Annotated in this window: 8 protein-coding genes; all 8 read right to left on the bottom strand. The window is 66.9% G+C overall.

Annotation, left to right across the window (positions count from 1 at the left end; all coding sequences use genetic code 11):
• Positions 1-41 precede the first annotated feature (41 nt).
• Entirely contained in the window at positions 42-1,616 is a 1,575-nt protein-coding gene (locus AAIO73_RS05710) for an MFS transporter (protein WP_345876771.1), read from the bottom strand.
• Positions 1,617-1,701: 85 nt separating this feature from the next.
• Positions 1,702-2,055, bottom strand: a complete 354-nt coding sequence (locus AAIO73_RS05705) for a response regulator (RefSeq protein ID WP_345876770.1) — start codon at positions 2,053-2,055, stop codon at positions 1,702-1,704.
• Positions 2,056-2,111: 56 nt separating this feature from the next.
• Positions 2,112-4,499 (bottom strand): ATP-binding protein, encoded by a 2,388-nt coding sequence (locus tag AAIO73_RS05700; RefSeq protein ID WP_345876769.1) that lies wholly within the window; start codon positions 4,497-4,499, stop codon positions 2,112-2,114.
• A gap of 213 nt (positions 4,500-4,712) precedes the next feature.
• Entirely contained in the window at positions 4,713-6,779 is a 2,067-nt protein-coding gene (locus tag AAIO73_RS05695) for a M13 family metallopeptidase (protein WP_345876903.1), read from the bottom strand.
• Positions 6,780-7,173: 394 nt separating this feature from the next.
• Positions 7,174-7,749 (bottom strand): DUF2062 domain-containing protein, encoded by a 576-nt coding sequence (locus AAIO73_RS05690; RefSeq protein WP_345876768.1) that lies wholly within the window; start codon positions 7,747-7,749, stop codon positions 7,174-7,176.
• A complete protein-coding gene (gene smpB, locus AAIO73_RS05685) occupies positions 7,742-8,224 on the bottom strand; it encodes an SsrA-binding protein SmpB (RefSeq protein WP_242116223.1) in 483 nt (160 codons plus the stop codon). Before smpB ends, AAIO73_RS05690 begins: the two co-directional genes overlap by 8 nt.
• 74 nt (positions 8,225-8,298) lie before the next feature.
• Positions 8,299-10,911, bottom strand: coding sequence for an ATP-binding protein (locus tag AAIO73_RS05680; RefSeq protein ID WP_345876767.1), 2,613 nt, complete (start codon positions 10,909-10,911; stop codon positions 8,299-8,301).
• 65 nt (positions 10,912-10,976) lie between these two features.
• Positions 10,977-11,861, bottom strand: coding sequence for a 4-hydroxy-tetrahydrodipicolinate synthase (gene dapA, locus AAIO73_RS05675; protein WP_345876766.1), 885 nt, complete (start codon positions 11,859-11,861; stop codon positions 10,977-10,979).
• Positions 11,862-11,916 lie beyond the last annotated feature (55 nt).

Genomic DNA, 11,916 nt, shown 5'->3' with positions numbered 1-11,916 from the left:
CGGGTCCGACCTGTGCCGCTTCCAAGCAAACGGATCAGACCCTACGCCGCGTGACCGATCTGGCCGTTGTCGGCGTCGAGATCGCGCAGGTCGCGGCCGCGGGTCTCGCGCCCGAACCACGCGACCAGCGCCAGCGACAGCGCGGTGGGGACCATGACGAGCAGCGACGACGATCCCATCGACAGCGCCACGCCGGCGATGGTCAGCCCCTGTGCGATCAACCCGCCCGCCTTGGTACAGGCGGCGACCCAGCCGGTCGCGCGCCCGCGCACCCGCATCGGAAAGCTTTCGGCGGCATAGGGTAGAACGATGGCGATGATGCCGTTGGTGCCGACGATCAGCAGCGCGACCGGCAGCACCGGACTACCGCTGCCCGCCAGTTCGAGCTGCAACACCAGCAACAGGCCGGCAAGGGTCAGCGCGATCATGACGGCGAGCGACCATTTGGTGCTCCAACGGCTGTAGAGAAAGGCGGCTAGGAACACCGTGGGAAAGGCGATCAGCGCGCTTTCGGCCAGCAGGCGGCTCGACACGCCGACCGAATAGCCCTTGGCGACCAGATCGGCGGGCAGCCACAGCAACAGGCCGAAATTGATAAGGCCCCATGACAGCGCGCAGATGCTGAGCGCGGCGAGCTTGCCATGGAGTTTGATGCCGGTCAGCGCGGTCGCGCGTGGGCCGGTGATGCGGACGGGCGCACGGCTGGCCTTCGCACCGAAGCGGCGCATCACCGCCTCCGCCTCCTGCACCCGACCGCGCGCCAGCAGGAATTTGGCGGATTCGGGGATCAGCGCGCCGAGCAGCACCAGCGTCAGCCCGGTCGGCAGGTTGGCGAGCCACAGGATACGCCAGCCGAAGATCGGTTGCAGGATCGCCGAGATGCCGCTGGCGGCGAAATAGCCGCCGACCGCGCCGAGGCCACCGACCAGCACGAGGCTCCAGCCGCGATGGCGGTTGGGCATCATCTCGGCGAGCAGCGCATAGGTGACCGGCAGCATGCCTCCGGCGGCGGCGCCCATCATGAAGCACATCGCGATGTTCCAGGCGAGGCTGGGCATCGCGCCGCAGATCGAGGTGCCGACGAACATCACTGCCGACAGCAGGATGGACGCCTTTCGCCCATAGACATCAGCGATCCAGCCCCACAGCACCGATCCGGTGACGGTGCCGGCGAGCGCAAAGAACGGCACCAGCGACACGGTGCGCTTGGGCACGCCATATTCGGAGATCATGCCGGGCACGGTGAAGCCCAGCGAGGCGGGCTTCATCACGTCGATGACGAGCGCGACGACCAGCACCGCCATCAGCCCCCAATGGGCGAGGCCGAGTTCGGCATCCTCGGGTGCGGCGACGAGGATGTCGGCGGCGGCGGCACGCTGTGCGGCTAGGTCGCGGGGCAACAGGCCATAGGCAGCGACCAGCGTGCCGAGCACGATCAACGCCATCCCGCCCAGCATCATGCCGTCCATCGGCATGCCCGCCAGATGATAACCCATCGACCGCGCCATTGCGAACATCGGCAGATGCGCGACGACGCCGATCGTCACCGCGATACAGCCGAGCACGAACGCCCAGACGGCCTGCCGGTCGGATAATGTCGACTTGATCGAACCCATGCGCCTCTCCCGTGGCGGGGTTAGCGGGTGCAGGCAGTGCGGTGAAGCGGTTATGTCGGCCGGGCGTTGCGGATATCCGCGCGCATCAGCCTAGTTCGTTCAGCACCTTCTCGACCGCGTCCATCGTGAACGGCTTCGACAGGACGGGGCGGTCGCGGTGGACGGGTTCGATCATGTCGCCCGATCCTCCCGTCGCGAGCACGAACGGAATGCCCGCCGCCGCCAGCTTGTCGGCGACCGGCCAGCTCTTTTCGCCGGCGCGCAAATGGACGTCGAGAATGGCCGCATCGATGCCGCCCTGATCGACGGCAGCCATCGCCGAAGCGACGCTGTCGGCGGTGCCGGTCACGGTTCGCCCCAGCAGGTCGAGGAAATCCTCGAGCATCATGGCGATCAGGGGTTCGTCCTCAACAACGAGGATACGCGCGGGCGAAGTCATACCCGGCGGTCCTTAGCGGTCAAAGCGGGAACACCGCAACAGGATTCGGCGATGGCTCAGGTCTTTGCCAAGGCGTCGCGTGCCGCCGTGGCAAGTTGCTGGACCGAAAACGGCTTCGGCAGGAACGAAACCTGATCCAGATCAATCGACCGACGCAACTGCTCTTCGGCATATCCGGACATGAACAGGATCGGCAAGGTCGGATAGACCTTGCGTACGTGGCCGACCATCGTCGGGCCGTCCATGGTCGGCATCACTACGTCGGAGATCAGCAGATCGATATGCGGCTGGTCGGCAAGCAGTTCCAGCGCCGCCTCGCCATTCTCGGCGGTCATCACCGTATAGCCCTGCCGCGTGAGCGCGCGTTCGGCGATGGCGCGGACCATATCCTCGTCCTCGACCAGCAGGATCGTGCCCGATCCCCATGTCGGCGCGGTCGGTTCGGTCTTCAGCCTGGGATTGGTGCCGATGCGCGGCGGTTCGGCGGCGGCGGCATGGACCGGCAGGTGGATGACGAAGGTCGCGCCGCGCCCGGCGCGCGATTCGGCAAAGATATAGCCGCCCGACTGCTTGATGATACCATAGACGGTCGACAGGCCGAGGCCGGTCCCCTTCCCCACTTCCTTGGTGGTGAAGAAGGGTTCGAAGATCTTGGGCAGGATTTCGGGCGGGATGCCGGTGCCGGTGTCGGAGACCTTGAGCGTCACATAATCGCCGACCGGCAGGACGTCGTCGTCCATCGCGCGGACTTCCTGCGCACTGGTCGCCAGCGTTTCGATGGTCAGGACGTTGCGGTTGCCGCCCTGCGACAGCATCGCATCGCGGGCATTGACCGCGAGGTTGACGACGACCTGTTCCAGCTGCCCCGGATCGGCGCGGACCGACCCCAGCCCGCGCCCGTGATTGACGACGAGCTGTACGGTTTCACCGAGCAGGCGCTTCAGCAGGTTCGAGACTTCGGAAATGACGTCGGGCAGCTGCAACACCTGCGGGCGCAGCGTCTGCTGGCGCGAGAAGGCGAGGAGCTGGCGGGTTAGGCTGGCGGCGCGGTTCGAATTGGCGCGGATCTGCTGAATGTCGTCATAGTCGCTGTCGCCGGGCGAATGGCGCATCAGCATCAGGTCGCAATGGCCGATGATCGCGGTCAGGATGTTGTTGAAGTCGTGCGCGACGCCACCGGCGAGCTGGCCGACCGCCTGCATCTTGGTCGCCTGTGCCACCTGCCGCTTGAGCTTGCCCTCCTCGCCCGTATCGCGCAGCGACAGGACGACGGCGGCCTCGCCCAGCCCGCGCGCACCGGCGATCGTCAGCGCGATCGGTTCGTCGGAACGATCGGCCAGCCGTACCGCCATGTCGGCATTGTGCTGCGCGCCCCCGGCGAAACGGCGCACGGCGTCGGCCAGTGCCGCCTTGTCCTCGCGCACCACCAGATCGCCCGGATAGAGCGGCGGCGCGACCGGATTGACGCCGGTCGCGCGGATGAAGGCGTCGTTCATGTGCAGGAAGCGGCCGTCGCGATCGACCAGCGCCATGCCGACCGGCAGCAGCGACACCAGCGCCCGCACCTGCCCCGCCGAACCCGGCGCGGCGATCGGCATCAGCCCGACCGGCGCCTCTTCCTCGTCGAGCAGCGCGACCAGCATCGGCCCGGCAGGGTCATCGGTGATCGGGACCTGCACGATCCGCAACGGGTCGCCGCCCAGCCCCTCACGCTCGAAACGGACCCGGCCGCGATGGTCGGTGACGAGGAAGCGCGCGAAGTCTCGCCCTTCGATAGCCGCGTCCTCGTTGCCGACGGCGCGGGCGCGGAACACGCGGTTGGCGGCGCGGATGCGACCATCGGGGGTCAGCAGCGCGAGCATCACCCCCGCCGCCCCCAGCCGGTCGCCAGCGGTGCCGGCGATCATGGTGCGCATCGACACCGCCTCGGCGATGACCTGCCCGCCCTCGAACTGCCAGACGAGCATATTGTCGCCGGCGCGGTAAAGCGTCACGTTGAGCGGGGCGTCGCCCTGCCGCACCGTCGCCTTCGCCTCCCCGTCGCGCCATGCCGATCGCGCAGCGCCGGCGAGCGTATTGGCATCGACCCCGTCGCCGAGCACGCCGGGCGGAGTCGGGTAGCCGCCGAACATCGTCGCGAACCGGTCGTTGGCGCTGACCAGCCGTCCGGCGCGGTCGGTCACCGCCAGCGCATGCGGACAGGTGGCGGCGATGGTCTGCACCAGCGACCAGTCGATACCGGGTTCGATCGGCGCGCGGGTATCGGTCCAGTGCAGCACCGCCTGCGCGACGCCCGCCAGCACCACCGCCGCCGCCGCGAAGCCCGCCGCAACGGGGACGCTGCCGATCATCCAAAGGATGATGGCACCCGCGACGACCCCGGCGGCGAGCGCGGTAATCAACGGCAGTACCGGCGACGGCCCGGCGGAAAATTTCGGCAGCATGGATAGGCTGTTGGGGTGACGGCCTGCGTCCGTCAAGCGTTGTGGGGCCCGGCCAGCGGGGAACGGGCGGGTTGAAGCCTGAGCGACGCGAGCCTTTGGCTCGCGCGCTCGCATAAGCGAGCGCCTCCCCTCACCCAGCTTCGACCAGGCCTTCGCTTACGCGAAGACCAAGTCTGCGCATCCCTCTCCCCTGATGGGGAGAGGGATCACGGGTTACCAGATGCGGACGCGCTGTTCGGGCGGGAGGAACAGATATTCGCCGGTCGCGGGCGTATAGCCCTTGTACCACGGGTCGAGGTTGCGGACGACCCAGGCGCGCTGTTCGGAGGGGCTGTGCGGGTCGGTCAGCAGACGCTGGCGCAGATTCGCCTCGCGGTAGCTGCGCCGCCACACCTGCGCCCAGCCGAGGTAGAAACGCTGTTCGGGGGTGAAGCCGTCGATCGCCTTCTGCTCGCCCGGATAGGCATGGGTATAGGCGTCCCACGCCGCGGTCAGTCCGGCAAGGTCGGCTATATTCTCGCCCAGCGTCAATTCGCCCTTCACGTGCAGCCCGGGCAGCGGCTCATAGGCGTCATATTGCTTGACCAGCGCGGCGGTGCGTTCCTCGAAGCGCTTGACGTCCTCGGCGGTCCACCAGTCGGTAAGACTGCCGTTGACGTCGTATTTGCGGCCCTGATCGTCGAAATGGTGGCTGATCTCGTGCCCGATCACCGCGCCGATCGCGCCGTAATTCACCGCCGGATCGGCGTTCGGATCGAAGAAGGGCGGCTGCAGGATCGCGGCGGGGAACACGATCTCGTTCATCACCGGGTTCGCATAGGCGTTCACGGTCATCGGCGTCATGAACCATTCCCATTTCTGGATCGGCTTGCCGAGATGCTGGACGTTGTAGCGCTGCTGCCACTGGTTCGCACGCAGCATGTTGCCGAACGCATCGCCCGGCGTGATCGTCAGGTCCCGCATGTCGCGCCACTGATCGGGATAACCGATCTTGGGCGTGAAGGCGGCGAGCTTGGCCCGCGCCTTCGCCTTGGTCTCGGGAGCCATCCAATCGAGATTGTCGATACGACGGCCCATCGCCTCGGTTACGTTGCGGACCAGTTCGTCGGCCGCCGCCTTGGTCGCTGGTGGAAAATATTTGGCGACATAGGCCTGGCTGACGTCATCGGCGACCGCGTCCGACGTGAAGTCGACCGCGCGCTTCCAGCGTTCCTCCTGCTGCGGCGTGCCCGACAGGACGGTGCCGTAGAAGGCGAAGTTTTCCTGATCGAACGCCTGCGGCAGTACGCTCGAGAAATTATCGAGCGAACGCACCAGCATCTGGTCCTTGAGCACCGACAACGGTGCCGTGCCGATCACTTTCGCCATGCCGGTGAAGGCGGTCGGCTGCGCGACGATCACATCGGTGGTGCTGGCGCCCAGACCCCGGAAATAGGTGGCGAAGTCGAAGCCCGGCGCGCGGCGCTGCAACTGGGCGACGGTCATCTTGTTATAGGTCTTGTTCGCATCGCGGCTTTCGATCCGCGTCCAGTGCGCCTTGGCGATCCGTGTTTCGAAGGCGACGATCGCGGCGGCGCGGGCGGCGGCGTTGGGCTCGCCCGCCAACGTCAGCATCTTGGCGAGATGCGCCTGATATGCGTTGCGCTGTTCGACCAGCTTGGCATCGGTCGAGAGATAATAGTCTCGGTCGGGCATGCCGAGGCCGGCCTGCGCGGTCTGCAGCGCGTAGACGGTCGGCTGCTTGTCGTCCGGGCCGACATAGGCACCGAACGGCGCGCCGACGCCGGCCTGCGACGCCCTGGCCGCCAGCGCGGCATAGCCGGCCTTCGACTTCAGCGCCTTGATCTCGTTCAGCCATGGCTGGATCGGGGCCAGTCCTTTGGCCTCGATCGCCGCCTGATCGAGATAGGTGGCATAGGCCGTGCCGATCTTCGAATTGGGATCGTTCTTCGCGGTATCGAGCAGTTCGCGGGTGCGCGTCTTCGACAGGTCGTCGAGCGCGGTGAACATGCCGTAGTTCGACTTGTCGGCCGGGATCGGCGTGATCTTTTCCCAGCTGCCATTGGCGTATTTGTAGAAATTGTCGCCGGGCTTCACCGCGCGGTCCATGCCGGCGACGTCGAAACCGAAATCGCCGATCTCGGGCTTGGGTGCCGGGGCGGCTTCGGCAGGCGGAGGCGCCGGTACGGCGGCGGTTTCCACGGGCGCGGTCGGCTGCGTCGCGCAAGCGGACAGAGCGGAAGCCGCGAGCAAGGTGGTCAGGACGAAACTACGCCGCATCGGGAAAGCCTCTTCGTATCGGGTGATACGGTCATGCTGCACCCAAGGCATATCGATCGTCAATATCTAGGTTGGTTTGAATGTCACGCTTACGAGAACCGTAGTCGAGAAGGGCGTGTCCCAAACGACCCAGTTCTCGACGAGGGCCGGGTCGGGTTGTCCCCCGGACAATCCTGAACCATGCGGGGCATGGTTCACCCAACCCTCTTCTCGACAAGCTCGAAGCTGCTCGAACCGAACGGGTCAGGTTGTGACGTCGGGAACTTCCCAAACCCGTTCGTCCTGAGTAGGGGCTGAGCTTGTCGAAGCGGCGTATCGAAGGACCGCGAAGAGTGCTTCGATACGGGTCTTCGACAAGCTCAGCCCCTACTCTGCACGAACGGGTTTGGAGGATCTATGACCGCGCGCCATGGCCGCGCCGCTTCCACTTCGCCGCGATCCACCACCGCCAGCCGAGCGCCGCGATGGCATAGCCGAGCACCGCGCCGACCACCGAACATACCAGCATGCCGAGCGCGGTCGCCGGGCCGACCTCCGCCACCAGCCAGTCGAGCCAGCCCGGCGGTGCGGCGACCGCATTGCCGATCGGGTCGCCCGGCACGACGCGGTCGAGGTGGAGCAGCCACGCGCCGACCTTATAATACAGGATGAACAGCAGCGGCGTCGTAATCGGGTTGGTGAAGAAGGTCGTCAGCGCCGCGGCGGGAACGTTGGCGCGTAGCGGAAGGGCGAGGACGGCCGATGCCGGGATCTGGCCGAGCGGGATCAGGATGCCGGTGAACATGCCCAGCGCCACGCCACGCGGGACCGAACGGCGGGTGAAGCGCCACAGTTCGGGGGCCAGCACGCGGTGGGCGACCGGGCGCAGGAACCGGATCGATTCGATCGATTCGCGCGTCGGCAGGTTCGCACGGATCCAGCGCAGCGCACGGCTGCCCAGCCCCCGGTCTTCGCCCACCGGATCAGCCACGGTCGCGGAGCAACCTTCCCTGTTCACGCTTCCAGTCCCGCTCCTTGATATGCTCGCGCTTGTCGTGGTTCTTGCGACCTCTGGCCAGTGCCAGTTCGACCTTCGCCCGCCCCTTGCCGTTGAAATACACCGATAGCGCGATCAGCGTCATGCCGTCGCGCGCCACCGCCCCGTGCATCTTGTTTATCTCGCGTTCGTGAAGCAGCAGTTTACGCGGGCGGCGCGGTTCATGGTTGAAGCGGTTGCCGTGGCTGAATTCGGGCACGTTCGAATTGATGAGCCATACCTGTCCGTCGCGGACATCGGCATAGCTTTCGGTGATCGACCCCTCGCCGAAGCGCAGCGACTTCACCTCGGTACCGGTCAGCGCGATGCCGGCCTCGTAGACGGTGTCGATCTCGTAATCGAAGCGCGCGCGACGGTTTTCGGCGACGGTCTTCTTCTTGTCGAACAGTTGGGGACGCGGACGGCTCATGCCGCGGACATAGGGGGTCAGGGGGCGGAGGGGAAGCGCCGCTCACAAACTCCTCCCCGCTCCGCGGGTAGGATTCAGGCGTCGAGCGCTTCCCTGACCTTCCGCGCCAGTTCGTCGACGTCGAACGGCTTGGGCAGCAGCCGGGTGCCCGGATCGAGCACGCCGTTATGCACCACGGCGTTGCGGGTATAGCCGGTCGTGTACAGCACGCGCAGATCGGGCCGCATCGCCAGCGCCCGGTCGGCGAGTTCGCGGCCGGTCATGCCGGGCATCACCACGTCGGTGAACAGCAACGTCACCTGCAATCCGTCTTCGAGCAGGCCGATCGCCTCCGGTCCGTCCGAAGCGTGGAAGACGTTGTAGCCGAGATCGCGCAGCACCTCGACCGAGAAGCTGCGGACGCGCGGTTCGTCCTCGACCACGAGGATCGATTCATGCAGGCCGCCGCCGCGGACCGGTGCCAGCGTGGCGCGCGCTGCGGGCGTCGGCGCCTCGCCATAGAAGCGCGGCAGATAGAGGCGGACAGTCGTGCCGACGTCGGGTTCGCTATAGATGCGGACATGGCCGCGCGACTGGCGGACGAATCCGAACACCTGACTCAAACCCAGCCCGGTACCGCGCCCGACCGGCTTGGTGGTGAAGAACGGGTCGAACGCCTTGGCCAGCACGTCGGGCGCCATGCCGGTGCCGGTGTCGCTAACCGCGATCAGCACATATTGCCCGGCAGCCATGTCGGCCTCTTGCGCATAGTCGTCGCCGACATGCGCGTTGGCGGTCTCGATCGTCAGTCGTCCGCCATCGGGCATCGCGTCGCGCGCGTTGACCGCGAGGTTGACGAGCGCATTCTCCAACTGCCCGCGATCCGCCTCCGCCCGCCACAGCCCGGCGCCGAGCACCGTCTCCACCGCGATCCGCTCGCCCAGCGTCCGGGTCAGCAGGTCGGTCAGATCGGCGATCAGCCGGTTGCCCTCGATCGGTTCGGGCGACAGCGGCGACTGACGCGAAAAGGCGAGCAGACGCTGGGTCAGCGCAGCGGCGCGCGTGGCCCCTTCCTTCGCCGCCTCGACATAGCGGCCGACATCGTTGCGGCCGGTGGCGAGGCGGCGATCGATCATGTCGAGCCCGCCGATCACTACGGCCAGCATGTTGTTGAAATCGTGGGCGATGCCCCCGGTCAGCTGGCCGACCGCCTCCATCTTCTGCAGCTGGCGCACCTGCGTCTCGGCAGCGGCGCGGGCGGAAGCGGCATCGTGCAGTTCGGTCGCGACCCGTTCGAGCTGCGCGCCCTGTCGCCCGACCTTCGCCTCCAACCGCAGCAGCGCATCGGCGCGCTGAATGGTGACCCAGCTGATCTCGGCGATCTCCTGCACCAGCGCGACCTCACCCGGCAGCCAGTGGCGCGGTTCGCCATGGCCGACGATCAGCAGCCCTTCGAGGCGCCCGTCGCGTCGCAGCGGCACGGCAAGGCCGGACCGGGCGCTGTAGCTGGCGACGGTCTCGGCTTCGAACCGGTCGTCCTGTGCGAAGGCATCGGACACCACCGTCCGCCCGGCGCGCAGCAGCGCGGTATTGCTCCGCCCCATCCGGTCGATCGAATGATCGCCGGTCAGCGGCGGCAGCGCTCCGTCGTTCCAGCCGGCGATGTAGCGGACCCGGTTCTCGCCCACCCGTGCGAAACAGATACGGTGGACGTCGAGCCGCTCGCCCAGCGCGCGAGCAGTGAAGCGCATGATCGCGTCGGGATCGGTCGCCGCCCGCTGACGCGCGCTGAGCGACAGGACGAATTCGCGCTCGTTCTTTGCCGCCAGTGCCGCCAGTTCGGCCTGTTTGCGGTCGTCGATGTCGTAGCTGACACCGGGGAAATGGGTAGGACGGCCGTCGTCGTCGAAACTGCACCGACCCTGCGCCGAGACCCAGCGGCTGGTGCCGTCGGCGCGCAGCAGACGATATTCCGAAATGAACGTGCCATCGCCCGACGGATCCATCGCCACCGCAATTTGTCGCTGGGTATGCGGTAGGTCGTCGGGGTGCAGGCCGGCGAAGAAGGTGCCGATCGGCGCACCCTGTTCCGCGACCGCAGGGTCGACGCCATAAAGCAGCGCAAAGCGGGAATCGGCGCGGACGATATCGTTCTGCACGTCCCAGTCCCATGCGCCGATGTTGCGCCCCGCCGACAATGCCTGTTGCAGCCGTTCGTCGGCAGCGGCGCGTTCCCGCTCGGCCACGACGCGGGCGGTGGTCTCTCCGGTGACGCAGAGCAGGCCGGCGACCCGGCCTTCGTCATCGAAGGCGGGCGAATAGGTGAAGGTCCACCAACTCTCCTCGGGCTCGCCGGTACGGGCGAGATCGAGTTTCATATCGGTGGCGGTGATGCTGCCCCCGGCCATGGTCTCTTCGACCAGCGGGATCAGTTCGTCCCAGATATTGGCCCAGACGATATCGAACCGCTCGCCCAGCGCCCCGTCGAGGCGGACGCCGAGGATCGGGCGATAGGCATCGTTGAAGAAACACCGCAGGTCCGGACCCCAGGCGAGGAACATCGGCGTCGGGCAGGACAACATCATCGCCAGCAACGAACGCAGCGATACCGGCCAGGATTCGATCGGGCCGAGCGGAGTGCCCGACCAGTCACGGTCGGCGATTTCCCGACCGGTAACCGTTTGAAGCGACAAATGTCCGTTAGGCATATGCCGCACGTGTTAAGAGCGCCGCCGAGCAATCGCAATAACGTGCATCGGTCCGGCGCCTTCGTTCAACCTGCCAGTCCGGCATGCGCCAGCGCGGCATCGACCGCCGCCCGCGACGCTTCGGACGCCGGCGTCATCGGCAGGCGAAGGTCGGTCGGGAAGCCGGGACGAACGCGCCCAAGGGCATATTTGACCGGCCCCGGCGACGCATCGCTGAACAGCGCGGCATGGAGCGGGAAGAGACGGTCCTGGATCGTCAGCGCCCGGCCATAATCGCCCGCCGCGCACGCGTCCTGAAACTCGGCGCACATCGCCGGCGCGACATTGGCGGTCACCGAAATCGCGCCGACCCCGCCCATCGCGTTGAAGGCGAGCGCCATGTCGTCATTGCCCGACAGTTGCGCGAACCCGGTGCCGCAGCGCAGCCGGTGTTCGGACACGCGCGCCATCTGTCCGGTCGCGTCCTTGATGCCGACGACCACCTCGGGGAATGCCCTGACGATACGCTCGACCGTCTCGACCGCGATGTCGGTGATGGTGCGGCCGGGCACGTTGTACAGGACGATCGGCAGGCCGCCCTGCGAGGCAAGCACCTCGAAATGGCGGAACACGCCTTCCTGATTGGGGCGGTTGTAATAGGGCGGAACGAGCAGCGCGGCGGTGGCGCCCGCCGCCTTGGCCGCATGGATGTGGTGCAGCGCGACCGCGGTGTCGTTCGATCCGCAACCGGCGATCACCGGCACCCGGCCCTGTGCCTGATCGACGCAAACGCGCACGACATGGTCATGCTCCTCGATCGTCATCGTCGCGGCTTCGCCGGTGGTGCCGCACGGGACCAGCGCGCTCGATCCGCTTTCAACCTGCCAGTCGACCAGCGCACGGAACGAGGCTTCGTCGAACCTGCCGTCGGCGAACGGCGTGACGAGGGCCGGGATCGATCCGGAAAACATGGTGGTTGCGCTCCGTGGACAGGGATTCGAGCCGAAAAGGTGGCGACAGATAGGG

The sequence above is a fragment of the Sphingomonas epibiotica genome (assembly GCF_039615155.1).
Taxonomy (GTDB): Bacteria; Pseudomonadota; Alphaproteobacteria; order Sphingomonadales; family Sphingomonadaceae; genus Sphingomonas.
The sequence above is the reverse complement of the archived record's forward strand: the minus strand, read 5'-3'. Positions and strand labels throughout refer to the sequence as shown.

Excerpts from the sequence above, each read along its gene's own strand:
- AAIO73_RS05705 (WP_345876770.1), bottom strand. The coding sequence starts at position 2,055 with ATGACTTCGCCCGCGCGTATCCTCGTTGTTGAGGACGAACCCCTGATC.
- AAIO73_RS05695 (WP_345876903.1), bottom strand. The coding sequence starts at position 6,779 with ATGCGGCGTAGTTTCGTCCTGACCACCTTGCTCGCGGCTTCCGCTCTG.
- dapA (WP_345876766.1), bottom strand. The coding sequence starts at position 11,861 with ATGTTTTCCGGATCGATCCCGGCCCTCGTCACGCCGTTCGCCGACGGC.
- AAIO73_RS05710 (WP_345876771.1), bottom strand. The coding sequence starts at position 1,616 with ATGGGTTCGATCAAGTCGACATTATCCGACCGGCAGGCCGTCTGGGCG.
- AAIO73_RS05680 (WP_345876767.1), bottom strand. The coding sequence starts at position 10,911 with ATGCCTAACGGACATTTGTCGCTTCAAACGGTTACCGGTCGGGAAATC.
- smpB (WP_242116223.1), bottom strand. The coding sequence starts at position 8,224 with ATGAGCCGTCCGCGTCCCCAACTGTTCGACAAGAAGAAGACCGTCGCC.
- AAIO73_RS05700 (WP_345876769.1), bottom strand. The coding sequence starts at position 4,499 with ATGCTGCCGAAATTTTCCGCCGGGCCGTCGCCGGTACTGCCGTTGATT.